Origin of the sequence: Clavibacter sp. B3I6 (assembly GCF_030816895.1) — a bacterium.
GTDB lineage: Bacteria > Actinomycetota > Actinomycetes > Actinomycetales > Microbacteriaceae > Clavibacter.
This window is the reverse complement of the sequence record NZ_JAUSYL010000001.1, coordinates 517,090-534,867: the sequence shown is the minus strand read 5'-3', so window position 1 is coordinate 534,867 and position 17,778 is coordinate 517,090. Positions and strand designations below refer to the sequence as shown.

The window sequence follows — 17,778 nt, the reverse complement described above, 5'->3', positions numbered from 1 at the left end:
AGATCGGGGGACCGCGCGGGGATCCTCGCCCCCCGAGGGCGCCCGCCCCCCGCGCGGCACGTACGGTGGTCGCATGCTCCGCCGGATCCCGAGGTACCAGCTCGTCCTCGACCTCGTCCTCGCCGCGGCGTTCGTGGCCGTGCTCGCGCCGGGGTCGATCGGCGTCGCCGCCGCGAGCGCGTTCGGCGTCTTCGCCTTCGCCACCTCCGGGATCTCGCTGCTCCTCGTGCTGGTCATGGGCGCGGCCCTCGCCGTCCGGCGCCTGTCACCCGGCCTGTCGCTCGCCGTCGCGTGGGCGGGCGCGTCCCTCCAGATGGGCCAGGGCGGCGGCGTGGAGCCCGGCGACCTCGCCATCGCGGGCGTCGTGTACTGCACAGCCGCGTACGGCGGCCGGGTCGTCCGCGCGCTGGGGCTCGCGTCCGCGATCGTCGGCGGCGTGGTGGCCGCGCTGTACCTCTCCTACGCGTCCGGCCGCGTGCCGATCGGCAGCGCGGCGCTCAGCACGGGGGAGTGGACCTCGTTCGTCACCCTGTTCCTGTTCCTCCTCCTCTGCGCGTGGAGCGTGCTCCTCGCGTCGTGGACGGCGGGTCGCCTCGTGGTCGCCTCCCGCGCCTCGCACGCGAGCCGGGACGCCCAGGAGGCGGCCGAGCGCGACCAGGCGCGGGCGCTCCACGACGTCGTCGTCGAGCAGGAGCGCAACCGCATCGCGCGGGACATGCACGATGTCGTCGCGCACTCGCTGGCCGTCGTCATCGCCCAGGCCGACGGCGCGCGCTACGCCCGGCTGGTGGATCCCGAGGCCGCCGACCAGGCGCTCCGCACCATCTCCACCACCGCCCGGCAGGCGCTCGGCGACGTGCGGATCCTGCTGGCGCAGCTCCGGCACAGCGAGGACGACTCCCCGCAGCCCGAGCTCAAGGAGCTGAGCGACCTCATCGACCAGATGCGCTCCACCGGCCTCGCCATCTCGTTCGGCGAGACGGGCCAGCCCGGCGCCTTCGGGACGGGGCAGCAGCTCGCGGTCTACCGGATCGTGCAGGAGGCGCTCACCAACGCCCTGCGCCACGGCGACGTCGCGCACCCGGTCGAGGTGGAGCTCGCGTGGGAGCCCGACGGCGTCTCGGTCGCCGTGCGCAGCCGCACGCTCCCGGATCCCGTGCGGCCCGCCCGCACCACGACGGGCATCATCGCCCTGCCCGTGCTGCCGCCCGCGCCCACCCCGCCCGCGCAGCCGGTGGGCCACGGCCTGGCGGGCATGCGCGAGCGCGCGACGCTCTCCGGCGGCCGGTTCTCCGCGGGCGTGCGCGAGGGCGTGTGGACCGTCTCGGCCTGGATCCCCTTCGCCCCCGCCACGCGCCCCGTGCCGCGCGTCCCCGTGGCGGGCGCGGGCGCCGAGGCGGGCAGCCGACCCCTCACGCTCGACGAGCTGTTCCCGCCGGAGGCCGCCGCGGCCGGGACGGCGACGCCGGGCGCCCCGACCAGCCCGCACCGCACGGCCGCAGCGCGCGGGGCGGCCCGCCGCGCCCGCGAGGACCGGCCCGCCGGACCCTGACACGTCCCCACCCGCCCGTCGCGCCCGCGACGCGCTCCCCACCCGACCACGATCGAAGGACCCCCGTGCCCACCCCACCCATCCGCGTCGCCCTGGTCGACGACCAGGCCCTGTTCCGCACGGGCGTCCGCATGCTCATCTCCTCGCAGCCCGACCTCGAGTTCGCGGGCGAGGCCGCAAACGGGCAGGAGGCCGTCGACCTCGCGCGTCGCGAGCGACCCGACGTGATACTCATGGACATCCGCATGCCCGTCATGGACGGGATCCAGGCCACGGCCGAGGTCCTGCGGGCGGCGGAGGCCCGCGGCGACCGGCCGCCCCGGGTCCTCGTGCTCACGACCTTCGACCTGGACGAGAGCGCCGCCCGCGCCATCCGGGCCGGCGCCAGCGGGTTCGTCCTGAAGGACGCCGACCCCGAGTTCCTGCTCGCCGCCATCCGCACCGTCCACGCGGGCAACTCCGTCATCGCGGCCTCGGCGACCCGGCAGCTGCTCGAGCACTTCGACCCGGGCTCCCAGCCCCGGGTGGCGCCGCCGGCCTTCGCGGCGCTCACCTCCCGCGAGCGGGAGATCTTCGTCCTCGCGGCCCGGGGCCTCAGCAACGCGGAGATCGCGCAGGCCGAGTTCCTCAGCGAGGCCACGGTGAAGACGCACGTCAGCCGGATCCTCGCGAAGCTCAGCCTCCGCGACCGCGTGCAGCTCGTGGTCTTCGCGTTCGAGCACCGGCTGACCGGGTCGTCGACCGCGGGGTAGGCGCTCCCGGCCAGGGCCCAGGTCGGCCCACGGGCGTGGGCTACATTCGATCGCCAGCCCTCCCGCTCCAGAGGAACACCGTGCTCAAGGATCTCGCCGACCTGCCCATCATCTCCCCGTCCTTCGTGACCGCGGTGGCGGTGCTGCCGGTCGTCGTGCTCGTGCTCCTGGCCGTCATCGCCCGCCGCGCGCGGCTCGTGCGCGGCGCCCGGGCCGCGTCGCCCGCCCGCGCGGCCGGGGTCCTGGCGCTGGCCGCGCTGCTCGGCACGCTGGCGGGGATCGCACTGGCCTGGCTCCTGGGCGACGTGCTCGACCTGTTCGACGTCGTGCTGTCCACCCCGACGCGCGGCTGGACGGCGCTCGGGGGCATGGGACTCGGCATCGCCCTGGTGGTCCTCGTGGGCAGCCGCCGCGCCGTGACCGGCGTCGGCGGACGCGCGGCACCGCCGCGGCACCTCCGCGCGCTGCACGCGGCCCTGACCGTCCTGGTGGTGCCCCTGGTCGTGCTCGCCGCGGGGATCGGCATCAACGACGACATCCAGGAGTTCCCGAACGCGGCCGCGCTGTTCGGCGTCTCCCGCATCAGCCCGCTCGACGTCACGGCGCTCCCGGCTCGCGTCCCCGCGGACGACGCTGGGGCCGGCGAGGCCTCGACACCGCTGGACGAGACCTGGACGGCGGGGGAGGACGTCCCCCGCCGGGGTCGCGTCGGGAGCGTCACCATCCCGGGCACGCAGTCGGGCTTCGCCGCGCGCGACGCCCTCGTCTACCTCCCGCCGGCCGCCCTCGTCGCCGACGCGCCTCGGCTGCCCGTCGTCGTCGCCATGTCGGGCCAGCCGGGCACGCCCCTGGACATCTTCGGCGCCGGACGCGTCGACACGCTCATGGACGACTACGCCGCGGAGCACCAGGGTCTCGCCCCCATCGTCGTGGTCCCGGACCAGCTCGGCGCCGAGGGCGCGAACCCCATGTGCGTCGACTCCGCGCTCGGGAACTCGGAGACCTACCTCACCGTCGACGTGCCCGCGTGGATCCGCGCCCACCTCCGCGTGCTGCCCGATCGCACCGATTGGGCCGTGCTCGGCTTCTCCCAGGGCGGGACGTGCGCCCTGCAGCTCGGCGCCGCGCACCCCGACCTCTTCGGGACGCTCGTCGACATCTCCGGCGAGGTCGCGCCGACCCGGGGCGCCGACACCGTCGAGGCCGGCTTCGGCGGCTCGCAGGAGGCGTACGAGGCGGCCTTCCCCGCGGCCGTCATGGCGGCCCGGGCACCGTACGCCGACATGAGCGCGTTCTTCTGCTCCGGGGAGGACGACGAGGAGTACCGCCCGCAGGTGGAGCGGATGCTGGCCGCCGCGACGGCCGCCGGGATGGACACCCGCATGGGCATCGCGCCCGGACGCGCGCACGACTGGGGCGCGGTGACCAGCTGCGTCCAGGACGCGCTGCCGGCCCTCGGCCAGCGCATGGGGCTCGCCCGATGAGGCCGACCAGCCGGCTCCTGACCGTCTCCGGCACCGCACGCGCGCTGGCGAGGCGCGCGCGGGACCTCCGCGCGACCTCCGGCATCGCCGCGGTGATCCTCGTGCTCGCCGTGCTCCCCGCGGTCTCCGAGGCGGGGGGTCGCGTCGTGCACCACCAGCTGGCCACGGGCTACGTGGCCGTCGTCGAGCGCGGGCACTGGTGGACCACCGCGACGGCCGCGTTCCTCACCGACGGCCCGGTCGAGCTCGTGGTCTCCCTCGTCGCCGTGCTGGTGCTCGTGGGCGTGGCCGAGCGGCTCATGGGCTGGTGGCGGACGCTCCTCGGCTTCGTGCTCACGGGCACCGTGGGCTCCCTCCTCGGCATCGCCGTGCAGGCGCAGGGCCTCGTGGACGGCGAGCTCTGGTCGCACGGCGTGCGCGGCATCGCGACGGCCGATCCGCTCACCGCGGTCGCCGGCGTGCTCGCGCTCGCGAGCGCCTGGGCCGGCGTGCTGTGGCGTCGGCGCATCCGCGTGGTGCTCGTGGTCGTGGTCCTCGTGTTCCTGCTCTACTCGGGCCAGCCGTCCGACCTCTACCGCCTGCTCGCGATCCTCGTGGGCGGCGTCGTCGGGGCGCTCGTGCACCGGCCCGCGGGCGGCGCGCGCTGGCAGCGCAGCTCGCACCACGAGGTCCGCGTCATGCTCGCGACGGTCGTGGCGATCCTCGGCACGGGCCCGGCCATCGCCCTGCTGTCGCGCAGCCGCTACGGCCCGCTCGCGCCCATCGCGCTGCTGTTCGTGGACGACCGCGTCCCCGGCGACGCCGTCTCCACCCGCTGCCTCTCGAGCGACTTCACCCACGACTGCCTGCAGGAGATCATGCTCGCCCGCATCGGGGGAGGCGCAGGGCCCATCCTGCTGTCGGTCGCGCCGCTGCTGGCGCTGCTCGTCGCGGCCTACGGCCTGGCGCGCGGGCGCCGCTTCGCAGTGTGGCTCGCGGTGAGCGTCAACCTGCTCCTGGCCGTGCTGTCGGCGTACGCGTTCGGGATGCTCGTGCACCGCGACATGGTCTCGCCGCGGCTGTCCGCGTCCCCCTCCGCGCACCCGGAGGCGGTCGCCGCGCTCGTCGCGTCGGTGATGCTGCCGCTCGGCAGCGCCGTGGTCCTCGTGCTGCTGCGGCGGCACTTCACGATCCTCTCCACCGCGCCTGCGATCCGGCGGTTCCTCGTGACCACGGGCGCGGCGCTGGCGGGCCTCATGGCGCTGTTCGTGGCGGTGGGGCTCGCGCTCCCCGACGCGTTCACGCGCACGGTGGACCTCGGCGACCTGCTCGCGGAGGCACCCGACCGCTTCATCCCGGCGTCGTTCCTGCGGGGCGAGTCGCTCGACTTCCTCCCGACCGACGCGATCACCGACGTCGTGTACCGCGGGGTGGGGCCGACGTTCTGGATCATCCTGGTCGTCGCGAGCCTCCGGGCCATCGCGGACGTCCGCATGGCCGCGGCGCCCCGGGCGCAGGCGCTCGTGCGGCCGGCGCTCCGGCGCGGCGCGATCGGGTCGCTCTCGCACATGGCCACCTGGCCGGGGAACTCCTACTGGATCGCGGCCGACGGGCAGACGGTCGTCGCCTACCGGGTGGTCGGCAGCGTCGCGATCACCACCGCGGCGCCCCTCGGCCCGCCCGACGACGAGCGTGCGCTCCGGGACGTCCTCGGTCAGTTCGCGCGCTTCGCCGACGACAACGGGTGGACGCCCGTCTTCTACAGCGTGCCCGCCTCCCTGGCGCCGCTGTTCCACGACATGGGCTGGGAGACGCTCGTCGTCGCCGAGGAGACGGTCGTCCGGCCGGGCACCTGGCAGACCACGGGGAAGAGGTGGCAGGACGTCCGCACGTCCATCAACCGCGCGGACCGCGCCGGCATCCGCGCGGAGTGGACCACCTGGGCCGAGCTCCCGCTCGCGTGGGCCGGCCAGATCGAGCAGATGTCCGAGGAGTGGGTCGCCGAGAAGGAGCTGCCCGAGATGGGCTTCACCCTGGGGGGAGTCGAGGAGCTGCGCGACCCGCAGGTGCGCCTCATGCTCGCCGTGGACGCCGACGACCGCGTGCAGGCCGCCACAAGCTGGCTGCCCACCTGGCGCGACGGCGAGGTGATCGGCTGGACGCTCGATTTCATGCGCCGCCGGCCCGACGGCGTCAACGGCGTCATGGAGTTCCTCATCGCCCGCTCCGCCATGCGCATGAAGGAGGACGGCGTCTCGTTCATGAGCCTGTCCGCGGCACCCCTCGCGCAGACCCGCACGGCCTCCTCCGCGACGGACGCCCGGTCGGCGGACGACGGCGCGGAGCGGCAGGAGGGCGCGGTCGAGCGGATCCTCGAGTTCCTCGCCGACTCGCTGGAGCCGGTCTACGGCTTCCGCTCCCTGCTGGAGTACAAGCGCAAGTTCCAGCCGGAGCTCGTGCCGCTGATCATGGCCTACCCCGACCCGACCGCCCTGCCCGCCGTGGGCCTCGCGCTCACGCGCGCGTACCTGCCGTCCACCTCGGTGCGCGACCTCACCCGCGTCCTCCGCTCGACGCGCTGATCCGGGGGCCGCATCCGCGGGCCGTCCGCGGTGCGGGCACGCGCGGGGCCGGTGTACCGTGGTGAGCATGCAGTCCGGCCGCCTCCTCCTTAGTCGCCGCGGCGAGGCCTGATCCGGCCCTCCTCGTCGCGGAGTCCCGTCACGGCTGACCCGACATCGACGAGGAGACGACCATGAAGAACACGCAGACCCCCAGCGGGATGCCGATCCACAAGTACCGCCCGTTCCACGAGCAGATCGCCGTGGACCTGCCGGACCGCACCTGGCCCACCCGCCGGATCACCGAGGCGCCGCGCTGGTGCGCGGTCGACCTCCGCGACGGCAACCAGGCGCTCATCGACCCGATGAGCCCCGAGCGCAAGCGCATCATGTTCGACCTGCTGGTGCGCATGGGCTACAAGGAGATCGAGGTCGGCTTCCCGTCGGCGAGCCAGACCGACTTCGACTTCGTGCGCAGCCTCATCGAGGAGGACGCGATCCCCGAGGACGTGACGATCCAGGTCCTCACGCAGGCGCGCGAGCACCTCATCGCCCGCACCTACGAGTCGATCCGCGGCGCGAGGCAGGCCATCGTTCACCTCTACAACTCCACGAGCGTGCTGCAGCGCGACGTCGTGTTCCGCACGGACCGCCAGGGGATCATCGACATCGCGCTCGAGGGCGCCCGGCTGTGCAAGCGGTACGAGGAGACCATCCCGGACGTCGACGTCTACTACGAGTACTCGCCCGAGAGCTACACGGGCACCGAGCTCGAGTTCGCCGCCGAGATCTGCAACCGCGTGATCGAGGTGCTCGACCCGAGCCCGGAGCGCAAGGTCATCATCAACCTGCCCGCGACCGTCGAGATGGCGACCCCGAACGTCTACGCCGACTCCATCGAGTGGATGTGCCGCCACCTCGACCGCCGCGACGAGGTCATCGTGTCGCTGCACCCGCACAACGACCGCGGCACCGCCGTCGCCGCCGCGGAGCTCGGCTACCTGGCCGGCGCCGACCGCATCGAGGGCTGCCTGTTCGGCAACGGCGAGCGGACCGGCAACGTCGACCTCGTCGCCCTCGGCATCAACCTCTTCACGCAGGGCATCGACCCCGAGATCGACTTCAGCGACCTCGACGCCATCAAGCGCACCGCGGAGCACTGCAACCAGCTGGCCGTGCCCGAGCGGAGCCCGTGGGCCGGCGACCTCGTGTACACGGCCTTCAGCGGATCGCACCAGGACGCCATCAAGAAGGGCTTCGAGGCGATGGCCGCCGACGCGGCCGCGCAGGGCGTCACGGTCGACGACATCCCGTGGGCCGTGCCGTACCTGCCGGTCGACCCGCAGGACCTCGGCCGCTCCTACGAGGCCGTGATCCGTGTCAACTCGCAGTCCGGCAAGGGCGGCGTCGCGTACCTGCTCAAGGCCGACCACGCGCTCGACCTGCCGCGCCGCCTGCAGATCGAGTTCTCCGGCGTCGTGCAGACCAAGACCGACGCCGAGGGCGGCGAGGTCACGAGCGCGCAGATCTGGTCGATCTTCCAGGACGAGTACCTGCCCGCGCCGCTCGACCGCGTCGAGGACAAGTGGGGCCGCTTCGAGCTCACCTCCACGCGCACGTCGAGCGACATGGGCGGGACCGTCTCCCTCCAGGTCGAGCTCCGCGACGGCGACGAGGTGCGCGGTGCCGAGGCGTCCGGCAACGGCCCGATCGCCGCGTTCCTGCAGGTGCTCGCCGACCAGGGCGTCGACGTCCGGCTGCTCGACTACGTGGAGCACGCGCTGAGCGCGAGCGGCGACGCGCGGGCCGCGTCCTACATCGAGCTCGAGGTCGACGGCGTGCGCCTCTGGGGCGTCGGCATCGACGAGGACAGCTCGACGGCGTCGCTCGAGGCGATCGTCTCGGGCGTCAACCGGGCGATCCGCCGGGGCGTCCGCACGCCGGAGCCCGTCGCGGTCTGATCCCGCCGCACGACATCGACGACGGCCGGGCGGCGACGCCCGGCCGTCGGCGCGCGTGCGCGACTCGGGCGGCGGGCGGTGCTCGGCGCGCGGCGGTCCGGCCGGTCAGCGCCGCGGGCGCGGCCGACGGAGCGCCGTGAACCGCAGCCGGCTGAGCGCCCGCTGCTCCGGCAGGCTCCAGCCGAAGCGCACCGCGAGCAGCCGCGTGGTGGCGGTCACGGCGACGCAGACGATGGCCGCGACCCACATGGGGATGCCGAACGCCGCCAGCGCCACCACGATGACCGCGCCGACGAGCGCCGCGACCGCGTAGAGCGAGCCCACGTGCATCATCGCGATGGGCAGGTTGAGCAGCAGGTCGCGGACGAACGAGCCGCCCACGGCCGAGACCACGCCGATGAAGACCGCGGGCACCTCCGGCACGCCCGCCGCGAGGGCCTTCGAGGTGCCGATGGCGCAGAAGAGGCCGATGGTGAGCGCGTCGAGCACGGTGATGACGACGTCGAGGCGCGTGAAGATCCGCTCGAGCAGCATGCCCCCGAGCGCGGCGGCCACGGCGACGAGCATGAGCCAGTTGCTGGAGAGCGCGGCGGGCGTGACGTCGAGGAACACGTCACGGAGGAGGCCGCCGCCGAGTCCGGTCGCCGTGCCGATGATGGCGACGCCGAGGAGGTCGAGCCGCCGGTCGCGGAAGCCCGCCGCGAACATGGCGCCCTGCAGGCTGCCGATGCTGACCGCCAGGAGGTCCGCCCAGAGCGGGATGGTGAGGGGGACGGGATCCATGGCCTCCCCTTGATAGCACAGGGCGCCCCGCGGTCCGGCCCGCGTGACGTCCGCACGGCCCGTCGGCGGCCCGCGCGGCGGCGGGGGAGGTCGCACGCGGGGCGGATAATCGACGGGTGCCCCTCTACCGTGACGAGATCGTCGTCCTGCGCACCCACAAGCTGGGCGAGGCGGACCGGATCGTGACGATGCTCTCCCGGCAGCACGGCAAGATCCGCGCCGTCGCGAAGGGCGTGCGCCGGACGCAGTCGAAGTTCGGCGCCCGGCTCGAGCCGTTCATGGTGGCGGACGCGCAGTTCTTCGAGGGCCGGACCCTCGACATCATCACGCAGGCCGAGTCCATCGCGTCGTACGGCGCCCTCATCGCGAGCGACTACGGCAGCTACACGGCCGCCAGCGCCATGGTCGAGACGGCCGACCGCGTCACCGAGGACGAGGGGTCGCTCCAGCAGTACCTCCTCCTCGTCGGCGCGCTGCGCTCGCTCAGCCGCCGCGAGCACGGCGCGAGCCTCACCCTCGACTCGTACCTGCTCCGGAGCCTCTCGATGGCCGGGTGGGCGCCGAGCTTCCAGGACTGCGCGGTGACGGGCGCGCCCGGCCCGCACTCGGCGTTCGTCGTGCAGCTCGGCGGCGTGGTCGCCGACGCGGCCGCCCCGCCCGGGTCCCCGCGGCTGGATCCCGACACGCTCGCGCTCCTCTCGGCCCTCCTCACGGGCGACTGGCGGCACGCCGAGGCGGCCACGCTCCGCTCGCAGGCGCGTGCCAGCGGCGTCGTGGCGGCGTACGCGCAGTGGCACCTCGACCGGGGGATCCGCTCGCTCGGCCTCGTCGACCGCAGCGACGCGCGGCAGCTGCTCCCGGCGACCGAGCAGCCCGTGCCGCTCGACGCGCCCGACCTCGACGCCCGGGATCCGGATCCCGCCGCGGCCCTCGCCGCCGCGACCGCGTCCGTCGTGCGGGCCACCCCGCGCGACGCGGACCCGTCCGCGGACCCGGACCCGGACGACACGACCGCCGACCGCCCCCGAGCACAGGAGACGACCCCATGAGCCGACGCCCCGAGGTCCCCGGCCGGACCGACCTGCCGCTCGACTGGACGGGGGAGCAGCCGCCCGCGATCCCGGCCGACCTCGTGCCGAAGCACATCGCGGTCGTGATGGACGGCAACGGCCGCTGGGCGAACCAGCGCGGCCTCCCGCGCACCGCCGGCCACCAGGCGGGCGAGGAGGCGTGGTTCGACACCGTGGCCGGCGCCGTGCAGCTCGGCGCCACGCACCTGTCCGTGTACGCGTTCTCGACCGAGAACTGGAAGCGGTCGCCCGCCGAGGTCCGGTTCCTGATGGGCTTCAACCGCGACGTGATACACCGCCGCCGCGACCAGCTGAACGCCTGGAACGTGCGGATCCGCTGGGCCGGCCGACGCCCGCGCCTGTGGCGCAGCGTCATCGACGACCTGCAGGTGGCCGAGGAGATGACGAAGCACAACACCGGGATGACGCTCACCATGTGCATCAACTACGGCGGCCGGACCGAGATCGGCGACGCCGTGAAGCGCATCGCCGAGGACGTGGACGCCGGGCGGCTCAAGGCCTCGCGCGTCGACGAGCGCACCATCCAGCGCTACCTCTACCTGCCGGACGTCCCCGACGTCGACCTCTTCATCCGCAGCTCCGGCGAGCAGCGCACGAGCAACTTCCTGCTCTGGCAGTCCGCGTACGCCGAGATGGTATTCCTCGACCGGCTCTGGCCGGACTTCCGGCGGAAGGACCTCTGGGACGCGGTCGAGAGCTACGTGCACCGCGACCGCCGGTTCGGCGGCGCGGTGGACGCGCACGCGGGCGACGCCGACGAGGGGTCCGCGGAGGACCCGGACGGCACCGCCGCGGGCGACCCGGCGGCCGCCCCTCAGTAGCATCGGGGACGTGAGCACACCCGAGACCGCGCCCCGTCCCTCCGCCGCCGCATCGACCTCCGGCGCCGACGCGCCCATCCGCGTCGGGATCGTGGGCTACGGCCTCGCCGGCCGCGTCTTCCACGCGCCGTTCCTGCAGGCGAGCCCCGAGTACCGGATCGCGCTCGTCTCGACCTCCGACGCCGACCGCCAGGCGCAGGTGCGGGAGCGCCACCCCGGCGCGGACGTCGTCGCGACCGCCGACGAGCTGTTCGCCCGCTCCGGCGAGCTCGACATGGTCGTCATCGCGTCGCCCGCGTCCGCGCACCTCCGCCAGGGGCTGCAGGCGCTCGACGCGCGTCTGGCCGTGGTGATGGACAAGCCGTTCGTCGCGACCGTCGACGAGGGGCTCATGCTCATCGAGCGCGCCGAGGCGCTCGGGCTCCCGTTCTCCGTGTTCCAGAACCGGCGCCTCGACGGCGACTTCCTCACGGTCCGCGCGCTCATCGAGTCCGGCCGCCTCGGCGAGGTCCACCGCTTCGAGTCGACCTTCGAGCGCTGGGGCGGACCCGTGCGCGACCGCTGGCAGGACCGCGAGACGCCGGCCGACGCCGCCGGGATCTCCTACGACCTCGGCAGCCACCTCATCGACCAGGCCCTCGAGCTCTTCGGCCCCGTCGTCGACTTCGCGGCCGAGCTCGCGACCGTGCGCGAGGGATCCGCGAGCGACGACGACGCCTTCTACTCGCTGCTGCACGAGTCGGGCGTGCAGTCGCACATCACCGTCAGCCGCGTCGCCGCGCTGGCCGGCCCCCGCTTCCGCGTCCTCGGCACCGGGGGCGCGTACGCCGTGCACGGGCTCGACCCGCAGGAGCCGCTGCTGAAGGACGGCGCGTCTCCCGCCGACCCCGGCTTCGGCGAGGCGCCCGAGTCCGAGTGGGGCACGCTCGTCGAGGCGTCCGGCGACCCGGCGGGGGAGCGGATCCCGACCGAGCGAGGCCGCTACGCCGACTTCTACGCCGTGATGGCCGAGGCCGTGCGGGGCCGCGGGCAGGTCCCCGTCGAGCCGCGCGCGTCCCTCGAGACCGTCCGCATCGTCGAGCTCGCCCACCGCCGCACCGTCGGCGACGACGAGGACTGAGCGGACCCGCCCGTAGACTGGGGGCCGCCTTTCCCGGCGACCCCCGGCATCCGCCCACCGGTCGCCGTCCGCCGACCGGGCACCCAGTCCGGCCCATCCCTTGGAGCAATCGTGGCAACCCCCTCGCGTCTCGACCCGGTCATCAACCTCGCCAAGCGGCGCGGGTTCGTCTTCCAGGCGGGTGAGATCTACGGCGGCTCCCGCTCCGCGTGGGACTACGGGCCGCTCGGCGTGGCGCTGAAGGAGAACATCAAGCGCCAGTGGTGGCAGACGATGGTCAACGGCCGCGACGACGTCGTCGGCCTCGACTCCTCGGTCATCCTGCCCCGCCGCGTGTGGGAGGCGTCCGGCCACGTCGAGGTCTTCAGCGACCCGCTGGTCGAGTCCCTCCACACCCACAAGCGCTACCGGGCCGACCACCTCCTCGAGGCCTACGAGGCCAAGCACGGCCACCCGCCCGTCAACGGCCTCGCCGACGTCAACGACCCCGACACCGGCCAGCCCGGCTCCTGGACCGAGCCGCAGAACTTCTCCGGCCTCCTCAAGACCTTCCTCGGCCCGGTCGACAACCAGGAGGGCATGCACTACCTCCGCCCCGAGACCGCGCAGGGCATCTTCGTGAACTTCGCGAACGTCCTGAGCGCGGCCCGCCAGAAGCCGCCGTTCGGCATCGGCCAGATCGGCAAGAGCTTCCGCAACGAGATCACGCCGCAGAACTGGATCTTCCGGACCCGCGAGTTCGAGCAGATGGAGATGGAGTTCTTCGTCGAGCCCGGCACCGACGCGGAGTGGCACCAGTACTGGATCGACCAGCGCTACGCCTGGTACATCGACCTGGGCATCGACCCCGAGAACCTGCGCCTCTTCGAGCACCCGCAGGAGAAGCTGTCGCACTACTCCACCCGCACCGTCGACATCGAGTACCGCTTCGGCTTCACGGGCGGCGCGTGGGGCGAGCTCGAGGGCATCGCGAACCGCACCGACTACGACCTCCGCACGCACTCGGAGGCGTCCGGCACCGACCTCTCCTACTTCGACCAGACGAAGAACGAGCGCTGGATCCCGTACGTCATCGAGCCCGCGGCAGGCCTCACGCGCTCGATGATGGCGTTCCTGGTGGACGCCTACCACGAGGACGAAGCCCCGAACGCGAAGGGCGGCGTCGACAAGCGCACGGTCCTCCGCCTCGACCGCCGTCTCGCGCCCGTCAAGGTGGCCGTGCTGCCGCTGTCGCGCAACGAGCGGCTCTCGCCCGTCGCGCGCGAGCTCGCCGCGGAGCTCCGCAAGGTGTGGAACATCGAGTTCGACGACGCGGGGGCCATCGGCCGCCGCTACCGCCGCCAGGACGAGATCGGGACGCCGTTCTGCGTCACGGTGGACTTCGACACGCTCGACGACCAGGCCGTCACCGTGCGCGAGCGCGACACGATGGCGCAGGAGCGCATCCCGCTCGACGAGCTCGTCGGCTACCTCGCGGGGCAGCTCGTCGGCGCCTGATCCGCGCCCGCACGACCCCCGGTCCGCCGTCCCGGGCCCGCCTCGCGCGGGTCAGGGGCGGCGGATCGTCAGCTCGTCCGTGATGTCGCCGACCGTCGCACCCAGGGCGGCGACCAGGGCGTCCGCGTCGACGAGGGCCGACGAGCCGTGCTCGCCCGCGCCCATGCCGATCCGCCGGCCCGCGATGCGCTCGTCCGCGTAGACGGGCAGGTCGCCCCGGGCGCCCAGCGGCGTGATGGTGCCCCGCGCGTACCCCGTCGCCTCGAGCGCCACCTCGGGCGCGGGCATCGAGAGCTTGTTGACGCCCACGAGCGCGCGGAGCTTGGCCCAGCTGATCTGCCGGTCGCCCGGCACGAGGGCGATGAGCAGCGCGCCGTCGTGCCGCTTCACCACGAGCGACTTCACGAGGTGCGACGGGGCGATGCCGAGCTGCGCGGCCGCCTCCTCGAGGGTCGCGGCGTCGGGGCGGTCCACCACCTCGACCTCGATCCCGAGGCGGGCCGCGTGCGCGAGGACGCGGGCGCGACCCTCGGGAGCGGCGTCGTCGGATCCGGACGGGACGGGGGAGGGGGAGCTGTCGGCCATGCTCGGGCAACACCGGGGGAATGCCCCGCCTTCCCGACCGGTTGCCCACCCGTGACCGACTCTCCCGCCTCCGCCCCGCCCGCCCTCCGCGTCGACGTCTGGTCCGACATCGCCTGCCCGTGGTGCTACGTCGGCAAGCGGCGCTTCGAGGCGGGCGTGCGCGCGTTCGCGGCGCGGACGCCCGACGCGCCGGCCATCGAGATCACGTACCGCTCCTTCGAGCTCGCGCCCGACACACCGGTGGACTTCGCCGGCACCGAGGTGGACTTCCTCGCGGGCCACAAGGGGATCCCGGCCGAGCGCGTGCGCACCATGCTCGCGGACATGACGGCGCTGGCCGCCGCGGAGGGCCTCTCCTACGACTACGACGCCCTCCAGCACACGAACACGGTGCTCGCCCACGAGCTGCTGCACCTGGCGCGCGAGCGCGGCGTCCAGCTCGAGATGGTGGAGCGCCTCCTCCGCGCGTACTTCACCGAGGGGCGCCACGTCGGCCGCGTGCCGGACCTCGTGGACCTCGCGGTCGAGGTCGGCCTCGACGCCGACGAGGTGCGCGCGGCCCTCGAGTCGCACCGGCACCTGGACGACGTGCGCGCCGACCAGGCGCAGGCCGTCGCGTACGGCATCCAGGGCGTCCCCTTCTTCGTGATCGACGAGCGGTTCGGCATCTCCGGCGCGCAGGACCCGAGCGTCTTCGCCTCCGCCCTCGGCGAGGCGCTGGCCGCGCGCGACGGCGACCCGGAGCGCGTCGTCGCCGGGGAGGACGCGCGATGAGCGCCCCCGTCACGGGCACCCTGCCGCTCGTCGCCCCGCTGCTGGCCATGCGCGGGTCCGCGGACGCCGCCGCCTGCGAGGGCGATGCGTGCCTCGTGCCCGGCGCGGGCGGATCCGCGTCCCCGGCGGCCCCCGCCGACGCGTCCGACGCGGGCTCTCCCGCGGCCGACCTCGCGCGGGTGCGCGACGCCATCGACTCCGGACGGGCGATCTGACCGTCCCTCCCCGGGCGCCCGCCGCCCGGTCCCCGCGCGGATCCCGCCCCGCGTCCGCCGCCCGCCGTCCCGTCTGGGAGAATCGAGCCGTCATGTCCTCTCCGACCCTCGCCCCCGCCCCGGACGCCTCCGCGCCCGCCGCCGAGCCCGCCCTCCGCATCGGCGGCATCCCGCTCGACGTGCCCGTGGTCCTCGCGCCCATGGCCGGCATCACCAACACCGCCTTCCGGCGCCTGTGCCGCGAGTTCGGCGCCGGCCTCTACGTCAGCGAGATGATCACGAGCCGCGCCCTCGTCGAGCGCACGCCCGAGTCGATGCGGCTCATCACGCACCACCCGTCGGAGAAGGTCCGCTCCATCCAGCTCTACGGCGTCGACCCCAAGACCGTGCGCGAGGCCGTCACCATGCTCGTCGCGGAGGACCGCGCCGACCACATCGACCTCAACTTCGGCTGCCCGGTGCCCAAGGTCACCCGCAAGGGCGGGGGAGCGGCCCTCCCGTGGAAGCTCGGCCTCTTCACCGACATCGTCGAGGGCGCGGTCCAGGCCGCCGGGTCGGTGCCGCTCACCGTCAAGATGCGCAAGGGCATCGACGCCGACCACCTCACCTACCTCGAGGCCGGCCGCGCCGCCGAGGGCGCGGGCGTGGCGTCCATCGCGCTGCACGCGCGCACCGCGAGCGACTACTACAGCGGCCACGCCGACTGGTCGGCCATCGCGAAGCTCAAGCAGGCCATCACGAGCGTGCCGGTCCTCGGCAACGGCGACATCTGGGCGGCGGAGGACGCCATCCGGATGATGGACGAGACCGGCGCCGACGGCGTGGTGGTCGGCCGCGGCTGCCTCGGCCGCCCCTGGCTCTTCGGCGACCTCGCGGCCGCCTTCCACGCGCGTGCCGCCGGGCTCGACCCCGCGGACACGCCCCGCGCGCACCCCACGCAGGGCGCCGTCGCGGACACGTTCCGCCGCCACGTCGAGCTCCTCGCCGAGTTCTTCGAGAGCGAGGAGCGCGGCTGCCGGGACGCGCGCAAGCACGTCGCCTGGTACTTCAAGGGCTACCCCGTGGGCGGCGACCTGCGGGCCGCGCTCGCCTCGGCGTCCTCCCTCGCGGAGATCGACGGCCTGCTCGCCACCCTCGACCGCGACCAGCCCTACCCGGGCGCGGGCGCGGAGGGCGCGCGCGGCCGCCAGGGCAGCATGAAGCGCACGGCGCTGCCGGACCGCTGGCTGGAGAGCCGCGACATCGACGCGGCGGATGCGATGGACATCGCGGACGGGGAGATCCACAACAGTGGCGGGTGAGGGCATGGCCGGACGGTCGACGTACAGCGAGACCGACGCGGAGCGCTGGTTCCCGGAGCAGCACTCGTCCCGCCGCAGCGACTTCGCGCGCGACCGCGCCCGGCTCCTGCACTCGAGCGCGCTCCGGCGCCTCGCCGCCAAGACGCAGGTCCTCAGCCCCATGGCCGGCCTCGACTTCGCGCGCAACCGCCTCACGCACTCGCTCGAGGTGGCCCAGGTCGGCCGCGAGCTCGCCTCCAGCCTCGACCTCGATCCCGACGTCGTGGACACCGCGTGCCTCGCGCACGACATCGGGCACCCGCCGTTCGGCCACAACGGCGAACGCGCCCTCAACGACTGGGCGGCCGACATCGGCGGCTTCGAGGGCAACGCGCAGACTCTGCGCCTGCTCACCCGGCTCGAGCCCAAGGTCATCGGACCGGACGGCCGGCCCTACGGCCTCAACCTCACGCGCGCCAGCCTCGACGCGAGCTGCAAGTACCCCTGGCCGAGCTCGCAGTCCGTCCCCGACCCGTCGGGCCGCGGCAAGTTCGGCTTCTACGACGACGACGTGGCCGCGTTCGCGTGGCTCCGCGAGGGCGCTCCCACGGGACGCCGCTGCATCGAGGCCGAGGTCATGGACCTGAGCGACGACATCGCCTACTCCGTGCACGACTTCGAGGACGCCATCGTCGGCGGCTACGTCGACGTGCGCGCGCTCGGCGCCCGGGTCGACCACGAGGAGCTCGTCGACTCGATGGTGGCGTGGATCGGCGGGGCGCACTCGCACGAGGAGCTCATCCAGGCGTTCGACCGGCTCGACTCGCTCGACGTCTGGGTCGACGAGTACGACGGCGGCCGCGGGGCCCAGGCGGCGCTCAAGGACCTCACCAGCCAGCTCATCGGCCGCTTCGCCGGGGCCGCCACGCAGCTCACCCGCGCCACGCACAGCGACCGCAGCCTCATCCGCTTCGGCGCGCACGTCGTGGTGCCGCGCGCCATCCAGGCGGAGATCGCGGTGCTGAAGGGCATCGTCGCCGCCTTCGTCATGTCGAAGAACACGCGCCAGCCCATCTACGCGCGCCAGCGCGAGGTGCTCGCGGGCCTCGCGGACGCCCTGCACGCGCGCGGCGCCGACGAGCTCGACCCGGGCTTCGCGGGCGACTGGCGGGACGCGGCCGACGACGCCGCGCGCAAGCGCGTCATCGTCGACCAGGTCGCGAGCCTCACCGACCAGTCGGCCATCGCCTGGTACGAGCGCCTCTGCGCGAGGCCCGTCTTCTGAGCCCCCGGAGCGGTCCGCAGCCCGCACGTAGGATGCAG

At 74.1% G+C, this 17,778-nt stretch carries 14 protein-coding genes and 1 pseudogene; 13 read left to right on the top strand and 2 right to left on the bottom strand.

What is annotated here, in order from left to right:
- Window positions 1-73 precede the first annotated feature (73 nt).
- The 5 genes from QFZ62_RS02480 (at window position 74) to leuA (ending at window position 8,289) form a co-directional block, all read left to right on the top strand.
- Window positions 74-1,552 carry a sensor histidine kinase gene (locus tag QFZ62_RS02480; RefSeq protein ID WP_307501293.1) on the top strand — a complete coding sequence of 493 codons (1,479 nt, stop codon included), beginning with the start codon at window positions 74-76 and terminating at the stop codon, window positions 1,550-1,552.
- A gap of 65 nt (window positions 1,553-1,617) precedes the next feature.
- Window positions 1,618-2,304 carry a response regulator transcription factor gene (locus QFZ62_RS02475; RefSeq protein WP_307501291.1) on the top strand — a complete coding sequence of 229 codons (687 nt, stop codon included), beginning with the start codon at window positions 1,618-1,620 and terminating at the stop codon, window positions 2,302-2,304.
- A gap of 80 nt (window positions 2,305-2,384) precedes the next feature.
- Complete coding sequence (locus QFZ62_RS02470; protein WP_307501288.1) at window positions 2,385-3,788, top strand: esterase family protein; 1,404 nt, start codon at window positions 2,385-2,387, stop codon at window positions 3,786-3,788.
- Window positions 3,785-6,349 carry a bifunctional lysylphosphatidylglycerol flippase/synthetase MprF gene (locus tag QFZ62_RS02465; protein WP_307501286.1) on the top strand — a complete coding sequence of 855 codons (2,565 nt, stop codon included), beginning with the start codon at window positions 3,785-3,787 and terminating at the stop codon, window positions 6,347-6,349. Before QFZ62_RS02470 ends, QFZ62_RS02465 begins: the two co-directional genes overlap by 4 nt.
- A gap of 173 nt (window positions 6,350-6,522) precedes the next feature.
- Window positions 6,523-8,289 carry a 2-isopropylmalate synthase gene (gene leuA, locus QFZ62_RS02460; protein WP_307501283.1) on the top strand — a complete coding sequence of 589 codons (1,767 nt, stop codon included), beginning with the start codon at window positions 6,523-6,525 and terminating at the stop codon, window positions 8,287-8,289.
- Window positions 8,290-8,394: 105 nt separating this feature from the next.
- Here the strand turns inward: leuA and QFZ62_RS02455 are convergent, their stop codons facing one another.
- Window positions 8,395-9,072, bottom strand: coding sequence for a trimeric intracellular cation channel family protein (locus QFZ62_RS02455; protein WP_307501279.1), 678 nt, complete (start codon window positions 9,070-9,072; stop codon window positions 8,395-8,397).
- A gap of 116 nt (window positions 9,073-9,188) precedes the next feature.
- On the opposite strand from QFZ62_RS02455, the pseudogene recO reads away from it, so the two are divergent.
- The 4 genes and pseudogenes from recO to QFZ62_RS02435 all read left to right on the top strand — a co-directional run.
- Window positions 9,189-9,905: pseudogene (recO, locus tag QFZ62_RS02450) on the top strand (DNA repair protein RecO); the annotation flags it as partial.
- Window positions 9,906-10,117: 212 nt separating this feature from the next.
- Window positions 10,118-10,984 carry an isoprenyl transferase gene (locus tag QFZ62_RS02445; RefSeq protein WP_307501276.1) on the top strand — a complete coding sequence of 289 codons (867 nt, stop codon included), beginning with the start codon at window positions 10,118-10,120 and terminating at the stop codon, window positions 10,982-10,984.
- A 10-nt stretch (window positions 10,985-10,994) separates the two neighbouring features.
- The gene (locus QFZ62_RS02440; protein WP_307501273.1) at window positions 10,995-12,104 is read left to right on the top strand and encodes a Gfo/Idh/MocA family oxidoreductase; all 1,110 of its coding nucleotides are present in this window, start codon (window positions 10,995-10,997) and stop codon (window positions 12,102-12,104) included.
- A 111-nt stretch (window positions 12,105-12,215) separates the two neighbouring features.
- Entirely contained in the window at window positions 12,216-13,601 is a 1,386-nt protein-coding gene (locus QFZ62_RS02435; protein ID WP_307501271.1) for a glycine--tRNA ligase, read from the top strand.
- A gap of 51 nt (window positions 13,602-13,652) precedes the next feature.
- Here the strand turns inward: QFZ62_RS02435 and QFZ62_RS02430 are convergent, their stop codons facing one another.
- Window positions 13,653-14,186, bottom strand: a complete 534-nt coding sequence (locus QFZ62_RS02430; protein WP_307501269.1) for an aminoacyl-tRNA deacylase — start codon at window positions 14,184-14,186, stop codon at window positions 13,653-13,655.
- 51 nt (window positions 14,187-14,237) lie between these two features.
- Here QFZ62_RS02430 and QFZ62_RS02425 point away from each other — a divergent pair, with 51 nt between their 5' ends.
- The 4 genes from QFZ62_RS02425 (at window position 14,238) to QFZ62_RS02410 (ending at window position 17,740) form a co-directional block, all read left to right on the top strand.
- On the top strand, window positions 14,238-14,960 hold the full coding sequence (locus QFZ62_RS02425; RefSeq protein ID WP_307501267.1) for a DsbA family protein: 723 nt from the start codon (window positions 14,238-14,240) through the stop codon (window positions 14,958-14,960).
- Complete coding sequence (locus tag QFZ62_RS02420; RefSeq protein ID WP_307501265.1) at window positions 14,957-15,175, top strand: hypothetical protein; 219 nt, start codon at window positions 14,957-14,959, stop codon at window positions 15,173-15,175. Before QFZ62_RS02425 ends, QFZ62_RS02420 begins: the two co-directional genes overlap by 4 nt.
- 92 nt (window positions 15,176-15,267) lie before the next feature.
- Window positions 15,268-16,476, top strand: coding sequence for a tRNA dihydrouridine synthase DusB (dusB, locus tag QFZ62_RS02415; protein ID WP_307501262.1), 1,209 nt, complete (start codon window positions 15,268-15,270; stop codon window positions 16,474-16,476).
- 4 nt (window positions 16,477-16,480) lie between these two features.
- The gene (locus tag QFZ62_RS02410) at window positions 16,481-17,740 is read left to right on the top strand and encodes a deoxyguanosinetriphosphate triphosphohydrolase (RefSeq protein ID WP_307501260.1); all 1,260 of its coding nucleotides are present in this window, start codon (window positions 16,481-16,483) and stop codon (window positions 17,738-17,740) included.
- The last annotated feature ends 38 nt before the right edge of the window (window positions 17,741-17,778 follow it).